Annotated in this window: 16 protein-coding genes, 1 riboswitch and 1 other annotated feature; of the genes, 15 read left to right on the top strand and 1 reads right to left on the bottom strand. The window is 55.0% G+C overall.

Annotated elements, in window-relative coordinates:
- The first annotated feature begins 2 nt into the window (after positions 1–2).
- The 12 genes from B5F80_RS05740 to B5F80_RS05685 all read left to right on the top strand — a co-directional run bounded on the left by B5F80_RS05740 (position 3) and on the right by B5F80_RS05685 (position 13469).
- Positions 3–641, top strand: coding sequence for a phosphatidylserine decarboxylase (locus B5F80_RS05740; protein ID WP_087477865.1), 639 nt, complete (start codon positions 3–5; stop codon positions 639–641).
- The gene (locus tag B5F80_RS05735) at positions 638–1312 is read left to right on the top strand and encodes a phosphatidylcholine/phosphatidylserine synthase (RefSeq protein ID WP_087477864.1); all 675 of its coding nucleotides are present in this window, start codon (positions 638–640) and stop codon (positions 1310–1312) included. The genes B5F80_RS05740 and B5F80_RS05735 overlap by 4 nt, the downstream gene beginning before the upstream one ends.
- A 19-nt stretch (positions 1313–1331) precedes the next feature.
- The gene (locus B5F80_RS05730; protein WP_087477863.1) at positions 1332–2582 is read left to right on the top strand and encodes a glycosyltransferase family 2 protein; all 1251 of its coding nucleotides are present in this window, start codon (positions 1332–1334) and stop codon (positions 2580–2582) included.
- Positions 2583–3335 carry a 5'/3'-nucleotidase SurE gene (gene surE, locus B5F80_RS05725; RefSeq protein ID WP_087477862.1) on the top strand — a complete coding sequence of 251 codons (753 nt, stop codon included), beginning with the start codon at positions 2583–2585 and terminating at the stop codon, positions 3333–3335.
- Between the two features lie 294 nt (positions 3336–3629).
- Positions 3630–3722, top strand: a riboswitch (glycine riboswitch).
- A 109-nt stretch (positions 3723–3831) separates the two neighbouring features.
- Positions 3832–5220, top strand: a complete 1389-nt coding sequence (locus tag B5F80_RS05720; protein ID WP_087477861.1) for a sodium:alanine symporter family protein — start codon at positions 3832–3834, stop codon at positions 5218–5220.
- Between the two features lie 235 nt (positions 5221–5455).
- Entirely contained in the window at positions 5456–6895 is a 1440-nt protein-coding gene (locus B5F80_RS05715; RefSeq protein WP_087477860.1) for a hypothetical protein, read from the top strand.
- A 2-nt stretch (positions 6896–6897) separates the two neighbouring features.
- The gene (gene galE, locus B5F80_RS05710; RefSeq protein ID WP_087477859.1) at positions 6898–7893 is read left to right on the top strand and encodes a UDP-glucose 4-epimerase GalE; all 996 of its coding nucleotides are present in this window, start codon (positions 6898–6900) and stop codon (positions 7891–7893) included.
- 85 nt (positions 7894–7978) lie between these two features.
- Positions 7979–8431 carry a hypothetical protein gene (locus tag B5F80_RS05705; protein ID WP_087477858.1) on the top strand — a complete coding sequence of 151 codons (453 nt, stop codon included), beginning with the start codon at positions 7979–7981 and terminating at the stop codon, positions 8429–8431.
- An 11-nt stretch (positions 8432–8442) separates the two neighbouring features.
- Positions 8443–9555, top strand: coding sequence for a secretin N-terminal domain-containing protein (locus B5F80_RS05700; protein WP_239386313.1), 1113 nt, complete (start codon positions 8443–8445; stop codon positions 9553–9555).
- A gap of 93 nt (positions 9556–9648) precedes the next feature.
- Positions 9649–10821 carry an MFS transporter gene (locus tag B5F80_RS05695; protein ID WP_158099958.1) on the top strand — a complete coding sequence of 391 codons (1173 nt, stop codon included), beginning with the start codon at positions 9649–9651 and terminating at the stop codon, positions 10819–10821.
- A 99-nt stretch (positions 10822–10920) separates the two neighbouring features.
- Positions 10921–11137: a binding site (T-box leader), on the top strand.
- A gap of 144 nt (positions 11138–11281) precedes the next feature.
- Positions 11282–12730, top strand: a complete 1449-nt coding sequence (locus B5F80_RS05690) for a sodium:solute symporter family protein (protein WP_087477855.1) — start codon at positions 11282–11284, stop codon at positions 12728–12730.
- 100 nt (positions 12731–12830) lie between these two features.
- Positions 12831–13469, top strand: a complete 639-nt coding sequence (locus B5F80_RS05685) for a hypothetical protein (RefSeq protein WP_087477854.1) — start codon at positions 12831–12833, stop codon at positions 13467–13469.
- A 47-nt stretch (positions 13470–13516) separates the two neighbouring features.
- Here the strand turns inward: B5F80_RS05685 and B5F80_RS05680 are convergent, their stop codons facing one another.
- On the bottom strand, positions 13517–14425 hold the full coding sequence (locus B5F80_RS05680; RefSeq protein ID WP_087477853.1) for a metal ABC transporter substrate-binding protein: 909 nt from the start codon (positions 14423–14425) through the stop codon (positions 13517–13519).
- 156 nt (positions 14426–14581) lie between these two features.
- On the opposite strand from B5F80_RS05680, the gene B5F80_RS05675 reads away from it, so the two are divergent.
- From B5F80_RS05675 to B5F80_RS05665, 3 genes are read left to right on the top strand one after another with little or no spacing between them, the layout of a single operon-like run.
- Positions 14582–15256 carry a metal ABC transporter ATP-binding protein gene (locus B5F80_RS05675; protein WP_087477852.1) on the top strand — a complete coding sequence of 225 codons (675 nt, stop codon included), beginning with the start codon at positions 14582–14584 and terminating at the stop codon, positions 15254–15256.
- Positions 15249–16052 carry a metal ABC transporter permease gene (locus tag B5F80_RS05670; RefSeq protein ID WP_087477851.1) on the top strand — a complete coding sequence of 268 codons (804 nt, stop codon included), beginning with the start codon at positions 15249–15251 and terminating at the stop codon, positions 16050–16052. Before B5F80_RS05675 ends, B5F80_RS05670 begins: the two co-directional genes overlap by 8 nt.
- 12 nt (positions 16053–16064) lie before the next feature.
- Complete coding sequence (locus tag B5F80_RS05665) at positions 16065–16544, top strand: transcriptional repressor (protein WP_087477850.1); 480 nt, start codon at positions 16065–16067, stop codon at positions 16542–16544.

The following is a 16544-nucleotide window of genomic DNA, read 5'->3' as shown; positions in this document are numbered from 1 at the left end:
TCTTGAATAAACCGCTTATAATTGAAGATGGCTATATATTCATCGCAGTTCCGGCGCTGCTGGCCGTGTTGGCAGGGTATTTCGTCAACGCCTACGCGGCGGCGGTTCCGGCGCTGCTCGCCTTGTATTTCGCCTATTTTTTCAGGAATCCTCATCGTACGATTCCGGAAGACGATACGGCGCTGTTGTCGCCTGCCGACGGCAAGGTCATGAGCGTCGAAGAAGTGTACGAAGATTTATACCTCGATAAGAAGTGCAGAAAAATCGTCATCTTCTTATCTGTTTTCGACGTTCACGTCAACCGGGCTCCCTTAGCCGGGACGATCGACTTTCAGCAGTATACGTGCGGCGGCTTCCGGCCGGCCTATAAGGACGGCGTCGGGTATGAAAACGAACGGTATTCCGTAGGGATTGAAAACAATCGGACGCGGATATTGGTAACGGTTATCGCCGGTATACTGGCCCGTCGAATCGTATCCTGGGTAACGCTGGGCGACACCTTGTCTCACGGTCAGTTGTACGGAATGATCAAGTTTGGCTCCTGCGCAGAAGTATACGTCGGCGACGACGTGGAAATTCTGGTCCAAAAGGGCGACCGCGTGCGCGGCGGAGAAACTATCATTGGGAGGATTGTCAAATGAAAAATATAATTCCATGTCTTTTTACGTCGGGAAATCTCGGATTCGGCGTATTAAGTATGATCATGACGCTGCACGGCATGTTTACCGCCGCCGGCATATGCATTCTGCTGGCCATGGCCTGCGATGCCTGCGACGGCCGTTCAGCCCGCGCCCTGGGCGTTGCCGGCGAGTTCGGCAAAGAATTGGATTCCTTGTCCGACGTAGTTTCCTTCGGCGCGGCATCGGCGTTTTTGATTTACACCTATTCGTTGCAGGAATTGGGCTGGATCGGCGTCGTGCCGGCGATTATTTACGCGGCCTTGGGCGGTATCCGTCTGGCCCGCTTCAACTTGAATACCGGCGTCATTCATGGCTATTTCCAGGGCATGCCGATTCCTAACGGCGGCTGCCTTATCGCTACGTACGTCATTTCCGGCGTCCATCTGCCGGCGTGGCTGATCGGAATTTTTGTCGTCGCCCTGGGGTATCATCTGGTAAGCAAGGTCCATAATCCCGATTTCAAAGGGGCCAGCCCGGACGTTCTCCATAAATCGGCTTTGGCGATTTCTCTGATTTTCGGAGCCGTCGTGCTGGTTTTCGTCGACTGGCACCTCGTCTTTACGATGCCCTTCTTGTTGTATATCGTGTTTGGATTAGTCAATACGGCCATGAACGCCGCTTCTGCGCGTTGATATATTAGGGAGATCGCGTATGGAACATATATTGGATATCATTATGATACCCATACAAGTTATCATTGTATTTTATACGCTGTATTATGTTACCTTGGCTGTTTTCGGCCTGATGAAGCGAAGAGAGCACGTTACGGCAGCACCTAAGAATACCTTTGCTGCCGTAATTTGCGCGCATAATGAGGAACGCGTCGTCGGGCAGCTGATCGATAACCTGAAAGACCTGAATTATCCGAAGGACATGTACGACGTATACGTCGTGGCCGATAACTGTACGGACAATACGGAAAAGATCTGCCGGGAACACGGCGCGATCGTCAAGGTGCGGACGAACAAGGACGAAGTCGGCAAGGGCTACGCTTTGGACTGGATGTTTGCGCAGATGCTGGCTCAGGAAAAGCAGTACGACGCCTTCGTCGTCTTCGATGCCGACAACCTCGTCCACCCGGAATTTTTGCGGGAAATGAACAACCACTTGTGCAAGGGTGAGCAGGTCATACAAGGGTATATGGACGCTAAAAATCCGACCGATACCTGGGTGGCCGGGACCTTTGCCATCGCCTTCTGGCTCATCAACCACATGTGGCACCTGGCGAAATATAATATTGGTTTGTCTACGGCTCTCGGCGGCACGGGCATGTGCATCGCAACGGATATCGTGCGGAAATACGGCTGGGGATGCGACTGCCTGACGGAAGACATGGAATTTTCCATGAAGGTGCTGCTGGAAGGCGTGCGGACCTGCTGGGCCCACGACGCGATCATTTACGATGAAAAGGCTCTGGGGTTCATGCAGTCGTGCCGGCAGCGCAAGCGGTGGGCTCAGGGGCAGTGCGACTGCGGCGAGCGCTTTATTCCCAAGCTGTTTGTCCGCGGCATCAAGACGGGGAATATCCGCATGCTCGACGGCATCATTACCTTGTCCCAGCCCTTTTTCATGATGATGTCGACGATATACGCCCTGATGGCGTATATCAATTCGTACATTCCCTTGTACACCAACATCTTGTACCAAATCGTGCCGGTACAGATGTGGACGGTCATCGGCGTCGTCCAGTACCTTATTCCGGTTATCGTGCTGCTGCAGATTAAGGTGCCCTTAAAATCATGGGCCTATCTCGTCGTATATCCCCTGTTTATGTACAGCTGGATTCCCGTCAATTTTCTCGGCTTTAAGGACCGCCATAAGATGAAATGGAGCCATACGGAACATACGAGGGCTGTATCCTATGACAGCGCCGTGCTGCTGCGAAAGGAGAATAAAAAATAGATGCATATTCTGTTGACCAATGACGACGGCCTCCGCGCGCCGGGACTGCAGATCCTGAAGCGTGAGCTGGCGGCCTGCGGGTACAGGCTGACTGTCGTTGCGCCTAACGGCCAGCGCAGCGCCGCGTCCCATTCCATGACGATCAATAAGGCCTTGTACTGCCGGGAAGAGACCGATGAAGCGGGGATTCGCGAAATCGCCGTGTCCGGTACGCCTGTAGACTGCGTAAAAATGGCTATGGAATACTTCTTGGCTGAGGACAAGCCGCAGCTCATCATATCGGGCATCAACAACGGCTATAATCTGGGCAGCGACGTCTTGTATTCCGGGACGGTGTCGGCAGCTATGGAAGGGCCGTACTACCAGGTTCCAGCTCTGGCCGTATCGATGTATCCCCTGGAGGAAGAACGGTGCGCCCAGACGGCCCGTCTCGTCCATGAATTAGTGGAAAAGGTCGTCGTAAGGGGCCGTTTCCCCGGCATATTGAACGTCAACGTACCGCCGGCTGGCGATATCAGCCTCGATAACGTCTGCGTCGTGCCGCAGACCGTACAGATTTATCACAACGTCGTAGCAGAAAAGCGCGATTTGGACGGCAGCCTGTGCTATCATATCGTAGGCGATATCGACATGGAAGGCGCGCCGGAAAACAGCGACGTGGCCTGCATACGGAGCGGCCGCATTGCCGTGACGCCGCTGCGGTGGCAGCAGACGGCCATGGCGGCTATTGACGACGTAAAGAGCTGTTTATAAAAAAACATAAAAAGTCAAGAATTCTATTGCAGATTCTTGGCTTTTTTTGATAACTTGGAAACACATAATTATACTTTTAAATATTGCGTGGCGTATATTTAAAATATTAAATTTGATACATTGGCGGCAGACAGGTGTATTTTCCTATTTTATCAAATTAGTACTTGCAAAATACATTTGTATGCCGTATAATGACAAGCAAGTCACATAGTGAGTGGATGAAGTTTACGGGAGAAGGTCGCAGACCTACCGAAGGAGTTAAACTCTCAGGTGCCGGGAGGCAGGACCGTGAATGGACACGACTCTGGAGAGTCCCGTATGGGCGCCGAAGGTGCAGGGTATCTTGACGATATCTAATCTCTCAGGCAAAAGGACAGAGAATAGCGCAATTATTTCATTATTTCTTTATGCTGTTTTTGACCTGTCTTCAGAGGTATGCTGACGACAGGTTTTTTGTATTTATTCCTAAAATAACAGTGTAAAGGAGTATGGTATTATGGTAGACATTTTGAACCAAATTGACAGCTTTGTGTGGGGACCGCCTTTATTGGTGCTGCTGATCGGCACGGGCATCATGCTGACGATCCGCCTGCGCCTGCTGCAGATTTTCCGCCTTCCTCATGCGCTGAAGCTGATCTTTACGGCAAAGAATCAGGGCGAAGGCGATATCGACAGCTTTAAGGCGCTGTGCACGGCCTTGGCGGCGACTGTCGGCACCGGCAACATCGTCGGCGTCGCTACGGCCGTCCATGCCGGCGGCCCGGGCGCCGTTTTCTGGATGTGGATGGCAGCGCTCGTCGGCATGGCGACGAAATACGCCGAATGCCTGCTGGCCGTCAAATACCGCACCGTCGATAAAAACGGCGAAATTTCCGGCGGCCCGATGTACTATATCGAAAAGGGCTTGGGACCTAAATTCAAGCCGCTGGCCTGCATTTTCGCCTTCTTCGGCGTTCTCGTCGCCTTCTTTGGCATCGGCACTTTCGCCCAGGTCAATTCGATTGTAGAAATTACGCGCCTTACGGCCGACGTTCCTGTAGAATATACGGCGATTGTCCTGACCATCGTCGTCGCGGCTGTCACCATCGGCGGCCTCCAGTCCATCGCCCGGGCGGCGTCGAAAATCGTTCCGGCTATGGCCGTCATCTACGTCGTTTCGGCGGCTGGCTTCCTCATCATGTTCTACGAACAGATTCCGGCGGCTATCGAACAGATTCTCGTCTGCGCCTTTACGCCGACGGCTGCTTCCGGCGGCTTCCTCGGCGCGACGGTCATGATGGCAATGCGCAACGGGATTGCCCGCGGCGTCTTCTCTAACGAATCGGGCCTCGGCAGCGCGCCTATCGTAGCGGCGGCGGCTAAGACGAAATGGCCTGCTGAACAGGGCTTCGTATCCATGACGGGTACCTTTATCGATACGATTATCATCTGCACGATGACGGGCTTAGTCCTCGTCGTCAGCGGCTTGTGGACGAGCGACCTGAACGGCACGGCTCTGACGAACGCCGCCTTCCTGCAGGCTTATCCGACCTGGGGCAGCTTCATCCTCTGCATCGGCTTGACGCTCTTTGCCTTTACGACGATCCTGGGCTGGAATTATTACGGCGAACGGTGCGTGGAATACTTAGTCGGCGTCAAGGGGATCATGCCGTACCGCATCATCTTCATCGCCCTCGTAGCCTGCGGTGCCTTCATCAAATTGGAAGTTATCTGGATTTTAGCTGATATCGTCAACGGTCTGATGGCTGTGCCGAACCTGATCGCCCTCATCGGCCTCAGCGGCGTCGTCGTAGCCGAAACGAAACGGTACTACGCGCATTTAGCAGCTGAAAAGGAAGCAGAAAAGGCGGCTCTCGTAGACCAGAAGGTAACGGCGGGACACTAAATATAAGATAGGGCTTTTATCATAGGGGTATGATACAACTGCATTAGGAAGTTACGCGCCTCACGGGGAAAGGGGTCCCTGTGGGGCGCTGTTTGTTTGCCTTTGCTTTATCGTAATAGTATGCATATATTTTGTAAGTTTTCTGTAAGTACCGTTTTAGTCATGATGACGATTACTTATATATATGGTATAATACTTTTTATGAAGCAATATTTTCGAAAGGCAGTGAGTACGTATGGCAAAGATTACTTTAAAATCTGGTTTTGTATTTGACGTAGAAAATTTATACGGCCCGGGCAAGGTGACGGAAGAAGACGTCAAGGCCATGGAGCCGGCCTATACGAAAGCCCATGAAGCGGTTATGGAAATGCGCAAGACCGGCATCATGGCAGGTCATTTATCTAAAGACGGCGAGCCGGAAGCCGTACTGTTCCCGCAGCTTCCCTATATCGTGGAAGGCAATATCAACAATCCGGAACGGATCATGGCAATGGAAGAATTGGCCCGTCAGGTGCGCAACCGCGTCGACGCAGTCGTATTCTTCGGTATCGGCGGCTCCTATTTAGGCGGCAAGGTCCTCTTCGACGTGCAGTGCGGCGAATTTTGGAACCTCAAGAGCACGGAAGCCCGCAAAGGCTATCCGAAGGCCTTCTTTGCCGGCAACAACGTCGATTCCCATAAAGTCAGCGGCCTCATCGAATTCCTCAAGGCGGACAGCGCTGCGAAGTCCGGGTATACCGTCATGGGCGTCGTCATTTCCAAATCGGGCTCGACTATCGAACCGATGTCCAATTACATGGTCGTCCGCCAGGCGATGGAAGACGCAGGCATCAAATTTGAAACCGTCGCCGTGACAGATCCCCATGAAGGCGAAAAAGAAACGCTCCTGCACGGATTGGCGAGAAAATCAGGCTGGCCTATTTTCTACGTTCCCGATGGAGTCGGCGGCCGGTTCAGCGTGTTCTCCGAAGTGGGCCTCCTCGTCGGCGCTCTGGTCGGCTTTGATATCCGTCAGTTCTTAGCCGGTGCAAGGGATATGGACAAGGCCTGCCAGAATCCCGATATTTGGCAGAATCCGGCCTTGCTGAACAGCGTGCTGAAATATATTTCCGGCGCAAAATACGGCCGCGACCTGGAAGTTCTCATGCCCTATGCGGACAGCCTGAAATCCCTGTCGGAATGGTATATTCAGCTCCTGGCCGAATCTTTGGGCAAACGCCTCGACAAACAGGGCCACGTCGTCAACTACGGTCGCACGCCTATCGTCGCCGTCGGCACGACGGATATGCACGCCCAGACACAGGAACACCAGGAAGGCCCGAAGGATAAGGTCGTCCAGTTTGTTTCCATCGCCAACTGGAAGGACGACGTCGTCGTTCCCCACATGTACGACGAATATCCGAAGCTGGCCGCCTTCAGCGGCTTGCCCCTGAGCAGTATCCTGGAAGCGGCCCGCAGCTCGAATGCAGAAGCCCTGATCGGCGACGGCCGTCCCAACGCCAACTACATTTTGCCCGAATTGACGCCCTATCATTTGGGCGAAGTCATGTTTATGCTTTGCTTGTCCATTGCGTACGAAGGCGAATTCGCCAACGTCGACGCCTTCAATCAGCCCGGCGTGGAAGTGTATAAGAAATTCCTCGGCGGCCGTTTGAAGAAACTGCAGGAAGGTTAATTATGAACGTATTAGTTACAGGCGGCGCCGGGTATATCGGCAGCCATACCGTGCGGGCCTTGCTCGAACGGGGCTGCCGCGTCGTCGTCCTCGATAATTTATCGCGGGGCCATCGCGGCGCCGTGCCCGACGGCGTGCGCCTCGTCGTCGAAGATATTCATCACGTCGACGCCGTGAGCGCTCTTTTGACAGAAGAAGGCATCGACGCGGTCATGCATTTCGCCGCCCACAGCCAGGTCGGCGAATCGATGGAAAAACCGACGATTTACTACGACAATAACGTCGTCGGTTCGTACTGCCTGCTGGAAGCCGTACGCCGGGCCGGAGTGAAATATGTTGTATTTTCCTCGACGGCAGCTGTGTACGGCGAGCCGGAGCAGACGCCGATTACGGAAGATATGCCCTATTGCCCGACGAACGTATACGGCCAGACGAAGCTCATGATCGAGCAGATGCTGGCGCAGTTCAGCCGGGCCTACGGCTTGCGGTATGCGGCGCTGCGGTATTTCAACGCTGCCGGCGCGTCCCGCGACGGTAGCATCGGCGAGGACCATACGCCGGAAACGCACCTCATTCCGCTTATTTTGCAGACGGCCCAGGGGATACGGGATCATATCACTATTTTCGGTACGGACTATCCTACAGAAGACGGCACCTGTATCCGCGACTACATTCACGTCGTCGATTTAGCCGACGCCCATTGCCGCGTCCTCCAGTACCTGGCGGAAGGCGGGCAGTCTCAGGCCTTCAACCTGGGCTCGCAGCACGGGTTCAGCGTGCGCGATATGATAAGGGCGGCGAAGGCCGTGACAGGACGAGATTTTGCCGTCGAAGAAGGCCCGCGCCGTGCCGGCGATCCGGCGGCCCTCGTCGCGTCGTCGGAAAAAATCCGCCGACTGACGGGCTGGCAGCCCCAGTACAGCCAAATTGAAACGATTATTGCCGACGCCTGGAAATGGCACAGCGGCCATCCGAACGGATACGATGATAAAGCGTAATCTGTCGGCCCTTCGGCATCTGGTAAGGAACGCAGCAGCTCATCACAGAAACACATGGCTCCCGTATGGAGTCATCCTGCTTTGTTTGGCAGGTATCTGGTGGGGCTGGGATGGCGTTCCGTCAGGGCGGCAGGAAATCATACGGGAGACGAAGAACGATATCAGTTCTTCGCCTCCCGTTTTTTCTGCCTCTGACAGGGATGCAGAAGAGGAGCGCCCTGAAGGCAGGCTGGTCGAAGGTACTGCGCCGTCTCTGCGGCGCAGGCCCCTGCCCGATATATTTGCCGGCAGCGCGCCGAAGAGCGCTGCCGATTCTGCAGAGAAGGCGCGGCCCGTTGCGGCGGCTCCGGCTGCGGAGCTTCCCGTCCTTTGCGGCACGATGGAGCATAACGGAGCCTATCTGGCTTTATTCCGCCATCGCGGGGAAACGCTGGTCTGCGCCGCAGGGGACAGCTTCGATGGATATACCGTCGTCAGCGTATATCAAGACGGCGCGCAGCTGGAAAAAGACGGAATCTGCGCGGCCGTAAGCATGTAAAGGAGATGACTATGAAAGTTTGCAGATGTATCCTCATTATGATGGCTTTCGCATGGTACGGGCCGGTTTGGGCCGGCAGCTCCTTGTCCGTTCACGTCCGCGAGGCCCCTGTCCGCTCCGTGCTGGAAGGGCTGGCCCGCAGCGGCAATATAAACCTCATCGTCGACGATACGGTGCAGGGGACGATGACCATGCACATAAACGGCGTTACCGTCGAAGACGCGCTGGACGCTATTGCTGCCAGTCAAAACCTGTATTACGAAAAAGAGGGGCCTGTACGGACCATGACGGCCGGGAAGAAAAGGGATGGGGCGAAATCCTTGCGGACGTGGAAGCTCCGCTACGCCGTCCCGACAGACGTGCAGGAGGCCGTCCGGGCTATGGTGCCCGACGGAGACGTCCGCTGCTACGACGATACAAATACGCTCGTCGTCGGAGCAACGCCGCGGGAGCATCGCGCCGTGCAGGACCTCGTCGCGGCGCTGGATACGAAGCCGCGGCAGGTCGACGTCGAGGTAGAGATTGCCTCTATTGATCGGAGCGCCCTGCGCCAAGCCGGCGTCGAATGGAATTGGTCCAGCGTGAGCGGCGGCGCTGGACATGAGGGATTTTCTTTCGCTGCCCAGATACAGGCGCTGGAAGAAAAGGGCCAGGCTTCTGTACTGGCCAGGCCTCGCATGGCTGCCCTGAACGGTAAGGAGGCGAGTGTCCTCATCGGCGATAAAATTCCCGTCGTGACGGAATACATGAGCAGTGGCGAAAAGACGGCCACGACGGAGTACAAGGACGTCGGCGTGAAGCTCCGCTATGTGCCGCGCATTCACGACGACGGGACGGTGACGGCGGCTATCGAGGCCGAAGTCAGCACGCCTGTATTTGTCAATGAAATGAAGGCCTACCGCATCGCCACGCGTCAGGCCAAGACGGTCGTTCGCATGCTGCCCGGAAGGACGCTGGTATTGGGCGGACTCATCCGCAAGGAAGACGTGGAGAGCCTGCGCAAGGTGCCGATATTGGGAGATATTCCGCTGCTGGGGAAATTATTCCGCAGCCATTATACGTCGTCCAAGGAGACGGAAGTGGTCATCCTGCTGCGTTCCTTCGTCCGGGAGGAGATTCCTTGACAGCCGGCGGGTTAGGAATATGATAAAGGCAGAAAAACGGCCTGTCTTGCTATGGACAGCAGCATGCGGACGGAGAAAAGAGTGAAAGATCATATGCGTGATGGAAAGCGGAGAGACCAAGTTCTTTTGTTGGCGGCAGGATTCTTTTATTTTTCCAGCCCCATGGCAGTTACGCCGATCATTACCGGATTTTCCGGCTCGTTGGGGGCGAGCGCGGCTCTGATGGGCCTTATCGGCGGCCTGATGAATCTTTGCTCCCTGTGCTGCCGGCCCTTTGTGGGGGCTTTTTCCGACAGGGTGAGAAAATACGTATTATCCTGTATCGGCGCAGTGTGCCTGATTGCGTCCTGTCTCGGATACGTCTTCGCCTGGAGCCCGCAGGTCGTCATGGCGGCCCGCGTTATCAACGGCTTTGGCTTTGCCCTGTGCTCTATCAGCCTGTCGACATGGTTTTCCCTGCTGCTGCCGAAAGAGCATATGGGCGCCGGCATGGGCGTGTACGGCACGATGAACGCCCTGGCCATGGCCCTGGCGCCGGCCATTGGGATTTACTGCTATCATCATCTCGGTTACCGGGCGGCGTTCTGCGTCGCCACGGCCTTTGCCGCAGCGATCATCGTCCTTATCCAGTTCGTATCGTATAAAAACGAACCGTTGCCGTCGGCCGGCAAGGGCTTCCTGCCCGATCAGTTTGTCGATACAGGCGTCCTGCCCGTATCGTTCCTCATCATGGTATTTACCATTCCGTACTGCGCTACCCAGTCCTTTCTGGTACAGTACGTGCAGGCGAAGGGGCTGCCCTTTTCGGCCGGCATGTTTTTTCCGGCCTATGCCGTAGCCCTATTGCTGCTGCGGACGGCGATGCGCGACCTGTTCGACCGCTTATCCTTTCAGTTTTTCTTCATTATGGCCTGCCTCTGCACGGCGGGCAGCATCCTCCTGCTGGCTGTCATGGACAGCTTTTGGGAAATGATCGCGGCGGCGGTGCTCATGGCCGGCAGCTACGGCGTAATGTGTTCCGTGTGCCAGGCCTTGGCTATCGTCGTGGCCGTCGGAGGGAAGCGGGGTTTGGCGAACAGCACCTATTATATCGGCATCGATTTAGGCATGGCCTTAGGGCCCTTGTTCGGCGGCCTGCTGTTCGGTGCGCTGCCGATTTCCTTCTTTTATCCTGTCCTCCTGGCGTCGCTGCCGGCGGCAGCGGCCATTTATTGGTATGGCCGGCGGCGCGTATTTTCCGCCCGGTCTTCTGCTCATGCAAAGTAAAACCTTTAACGTTTGAGAGATAAGAAAAATTACAGAAAAGCATATTGACAATTCTCTTATTTTTCGTATAATGAAATCACGACACAATATAAGTTCCCGATAAAGGTATAGACGGAAAAAAGTAGGGCTGCAAATACCCTCGCAGAGAGCCGGTGGGCGGTGTAAACCGGCAGGTGATGCAGCGTGAAGTTCTTTCCTGAACTGTGAGGCTGAACAGAAATCAGTAGGCCGATCCGGTATGGCGACCGTTACATTGCTATGAGTTGATCTGATTCGAGATTATTAGGGTGGTACCGCGGAGATGTTCGTCCCTTGGGTATCACCCTTTTTGTATTCTGGAATGCAGGTAAGCAGGGTGGTACCGCGAGTTCATCGTCCCTCATGGAGGGGCGATTTTTTTATATCAAACGGGAATCTAGCTATTATATTTCTTCATATCATCCATTAGGAGGCAACCCAAATGAACAGTTCAGTTATTGTCGTAGGTTTGTACATTTGTACGATTTTCTTAATCAGCTGGTACACGAAGCACCGCGCTGCCGGGAAGGCGGAAAACTATATCCTGGCCGGCCGTCAGCTCACGACGCCGCTTATCATGGTTTCTATCGTCGGCCTGGCCGTCGGCGGCGCGTCGACTATCGGCGTTGCCGAACAGGCCTATAAAGCCGGTCTTTCCGCCGGCTGGTACACGACGGCCTGGGGCATCGGCGCGATCGTCATGGGCATGACCGTCGCTAAAAAATACCGCAGCCTCAACATCACGACGATTCCCGAAATGCTGGAACGGTATTACGATAAGAAGAGCATGATTATCGGCATCATTTGCCAGATCATCGTACAGCTCGTCGTCATGAGCATGCAGTACGTTGCCGGCGGCATGATTCTCGCCGCCCTTATGCCGGAAATCTTCACGCCGACGACAGGGATGCTCATGAGCGCTGTCGTCTTCATCGGTGTAACCCTGATCGGCGGCATGTGGTCGGCCAGCATTACGAACCTCATGAACGTGTCCCTGAAATACGCCGGCATCCTCATGGCCGTCGTACTGGCAGTGCGCATGGCCGGCGGCATGGATCAAATCCAGATGAACCTGCCCATGCCTCACGGCCTCGATTTCATCGACGGCGTAGGACCCATGACCATCGTTACGTGGATTATCGTCCTCATTACGGTCAACCTGTCCCTTCAGAGCATCATCCAGATTTCCCTTGGTGCAAAAGACGTGCACACGGCCCGCAAAGGCTTCATCATCGGCGGCCTGCTCATGTTGCCGATCGGTTTCGTCAGCGCCCTCCTCGGCGTCATCGCTTCGGAATTATATCCCAACATTTCGGCTACGGCTGCATTGCCCCAGGTCATCATGTCCCTCGACCCGTGGCTGGCCGGCATTACCTTGGCGGCTCTTTGGGCAGCCGACGTCAGCTGCGCCTGCAATCTCCTGCTCAGCTCGGCGACGCTGTATTCCCATGACATTCACAAACGCTTCGTCGACCCGAATATGTCCGACAGCAAGTACCTCAACGTCACCCGTATTTCCGTATTCCTCCTCGGCCTGCTTACGCTGAGCTTTGCCTTGACCATCAGCGGCATCATCTCCACGCTCATGGCCGGCCTCAGCCTCATGACGGCGTTCAGCGTCATCGTTCTCATGACGATGTATGCGCCGAAATACTGCTCCCGCGCAGCCGCCTTCTATACGATTCTGGCTTCGGTCGTCGTTCTCGTAGCCTGGATGTTCGTACCGGCCGTCCGCGTTCTGCCGCATGTCATTTATGCCGAATGGATTGTCTGCGGCGTTCTCTTCGTCGGCATCAGCGCCGTGACGCGCAGCAACGCCATCCAGATGGAAGGCGTCGAACCGGCTGCCGTACAGGACGGCAAGACGAAGGCCGTACCGGCTCAGCATTGACGATAGGCTTCGCGAGTTTCCCTGCGGCAGGTCCTATGGTATAATTAAATAACCTGCATATGAAAAATCCCTGTAAAGTAAATTCCTTTACAGGGATTTTGTGCAGCTGATTGTATGCTGGTTCCGGCAGGATAAAGCTGCCGGGCGCAGCGAAGATAAAGAGGTGACGGCGATGGAGAAAGGAACGGCGATTTCGCTGTACGAAGGGGAACGGATTTTGTGGCAGGGCAAGCCGGGCTGCTCGTGGCGCAACCTGGTTAAACCATCGGATATACTGAAGGTTCCTATAGGGCTATTGCTTTTTCTGTTTGCCCTAGGTTGGGAAGGCGCAGCCTTGTCTGTTCCGGGCCTGTGGGGTCTCGTCGCGCCCTTATTCGGCCTGCCTTTTATAGCAGCAGGAGCGTATTGCAGCGTCGGCCGCTTTGTCCATCGCCGCTGGCAGCGGCGGCAGATTGCCTACGTGCTGACGAGCGAGCGGATTCTTACGGTGTACCGCAGCCGCCTGGTCTGCCGGTTTTATCACACCCTGCGGTATTTGGAGCAGAGGGAGAATGGCGACGGGTCGGGGACGATTCTTTTCGATAAGAGGCCTGTGGATTGGCATGATTTTCATTTTGCTTTTTTTAATGAACTCATACAGGAACGGGAATATGAATACGCCGCTATCGACGATGTCGACGCCGTTTGGGCCCTCATTGAAGCGCAGCGGCGCCGATGGATGAAGCCTAGCGCCAAATAATAAAACGCGCCGGCGGACAGTCGTTTTTCTGTCTGCCGGCGCGTCTTCTATTTCAAACTTTGGTAAATCTGTTCGATATTGTCGCGCATGCGGTCTATATAGGTTGCCTTTCCTTCGGCGCTTTCGATGGTGTGGATCGTTTTAACCGACGCGCCTACTTCCTTGGCCAGGGTTTCCGAAATCTTGGGGCTGACCATGGTTTCGGAGAAAATCGTCTTCACCTTATGCTGCTTGCAGAAATCGGCCAGGCTGGCCAGCTGCTGAGGGCTCGGCTCGCCGCTGGCAAAGACCGACTCGACGCTGCGCTGCGTCAGGCCGAAATCGCGGCACAAGTAGGCGAAGGCGGCGTGGCCTGTGACGAACTGCCGGTTCGGGACGGATTGGAATTTTTCCTGATATTCCGCCAGCACCTGCTGGAGCTGTTCGTTGTAAGCGACGGCGTTTTCACGGTAAAATTCGGCGTTGGCCGGGTCGGCTTCAGCCAGGGCGGCGGCGATGTTCTGCACTTCCGTCTGAGCAGCCTGCAGGCTGAGCCAGCAGTGGGGGTCGTCGCGGCCGTGTTCGTGTATATCGTGTTTGTCTGTATTGGCGATTACCTGGACGCCTTTCGAAGCGTCGACGGCGACGAGGTTTTTATTGTCTACGACTTCCAGCGTTTTATCCGCCCAAGGCTCCATGCCCAGGCCGTTGTACACGAATAAACGGGCATGGCTCAATTCCTTTAGATTTTTCGTCGTCGGCTGAAAATCGTGGGGCTCCGTGCCGTCGGGAATCAAGGTGACGACGTCGACCTTATCCTTGCCGACGGCCTGGGTAAATTCTTTCATCGCGTTGAAAGAGGCGACGACCTTCAGTTTGCCGTCGGACTGGACGGAGCCGTCGGATTGGGCGCCGCAGCCCGCAAGGAGCACGGCCGCTGCTATCATTGTGATACAGGCTGTAAGCCATGATTTCATAACATATCCTCCTCTGAAATAGGAATATATACGTATAGTATAAACTGTATCATAGCACTAACCGTCGTCCCTTGTCAATAAATGCAAATGCCTTGCATTTTCCTTTTCACGACTATATAATAGAGCAGGTATTTTATATGATAAGAAGGAGCTGCTATGATTTCATTAGAAAAGGTGTCCTTTGCCTATGAGCACGGGCCCTATTTACTGCAGGACGTTACGATGACCGTGCAGGACGGCGATTATATTTCCGTCGTCGGGGAAAACGGCAGCGGCAAGAGCACCCTCATCAAGTTGATATTGGGGCTGCTGTCGCCGAGCCGCGGCACGATTTCCAATACCTTCCGCCGCTGCGCCTACGTGCCCCAGCGGTTTGAAACGCTGAACAGCCAGTTTCCCATTACAGTCTACGAGGTGCTGAACTGCCAGCGCAGAATATTGGGATATAAGGATAAGGATATTATCCGACGCTCGCTGGAGCAAATGAACGTATATGAGTTAAAGGACCAGCTCATAGGCAACTTGTCAGGCGGCCAATGCCAGAAGGTGCTCATTGCCCGGGCCCTCATGGGCGAGCCTGATCTGCTCATTTTTGACGAGCCGTCGACGGGCATCGACGTCAAGAGCCAGATGGAGCTGTATCCCTTTATCCGCCATTTGAATCAGGACCGGGGCGTAACGGTCCTGACGGTAGAGCATAACCTGAAGTTCGCCGCTAAGAATTCGACGAAGATGTTTCACGTCGTCAACGGCGGCGGCCATTTCTGCTCGCCGGAAGACTATATCCGCGAATACGTATCGGACAACATGGGGAGGGACGGCAATGTTTGAGTACGCTTTTATGCAGAACGCCTTTATCGTGGCCGTGCTGATTTCCATCGTATGCCCTCTCATCGGCATATTCCTCGTGCTGCGCCGCTATTCCATGATCGGCGACGCCTTATCCCATGCGTCCCTGGCCGGTGTAGCCATCGGCCTTTTGCTGGACGCCAATCCCATCCTCAGCGCCTTCGGCCTTACGTCGGTCTTCGGCATTCTCATCGAAGTGCTGCGCCAGCGGTTCCGTCAGTACGCCGAGCTGATACTGGTGATTATCCTGTCCTTATCCGTCGGCATTGCCATTACGATTATCAGCTCCGGCATGGTGCATACCAACGTGGAATCCTTTTTATTCGGCAGCATCCTGACGGTGACGCGGGAAGACGTATGGTCAGTCCTGCTGCTCAGCATCGTGTCGATTTTGACGATTATCAAGCTGTACCCCCAGCTGGTCATGCTGACCTTTGACGAAGACGGGGCGAAAATCGCCGGCGTAAAAAGCCGTCTGATCAACTACGTCTTTGCCGTCCTCGTCGCGGCGACGATTTCCGTGTCCATCCGCATCGTCGGCATCCTGGTCATCAGTTCGCTCATTGCATTGCCGGTAGCTACGGCGCTGCAGCTGCGGAAGGGATTTCGCCGGACTATGGTATGGTCCGTCCTGTTCAGCTTTTTAGATATTATTCTGGGCCTGGGCATCGCCTACGGAATCGACGCCGCGCCAGGCGGCGTGACGGCGATTGTTTCCGTTCTCATGCTGCTGGCCGTCATTGCATATAAAGAAACGGCGCAGGCCCGGCGGCCGTAAGGAGGTACAGCTATGGACGACATAATACATAACGAGGCCCGTGAAGAATGCCTCCACCGCTGCGGATTAAAGAGCACCAGGACCCGCAAGCTGGTCCTGGATGCGCTGTACCGGCACGGCGGCGTATTGACGGCGGAAGATATTTATCAGGAGCTCATCGGCCAAGGACAGGGCATCAACTTTTCCACGGTGTACCGCATACTGGAAATGTTTACGGCCAAGGAGCTGACGGAAAAGCATTATCTGCCTGATTCTCGGAAATACGGCTTTTCCCTGCGGGCAATGGGCCATCGGCACCGCTTGATTTGCCTGAAATGCCGCCGCATCGTGGAAATCGACCACTGTCCCCTGGCGGGATTTGAAGCGGAATTAGCCGAGAAGACCCAGTTCGATATTGTCGGGCACAATTTGGAATGGTACGGGTATTGCCCGGAATGCCGCGGCCTTGCGCCTAGCGGAGAAAAAACGATAAAGACGGCGAAGGAGGAGTAG

Source organism: Megasphaera sp. An286, from assembly GCF_002163455.1.
Classification (GTDB): domain Bacteria; phylum Bacillota; class Negativicutes; order Veillonellales; family Megasphaeraceae; genus Megasphaera; species Megasphaera stantonii.
This window is presented reverse-complemented; position numbering and strand designations above follow the sequence as displayed.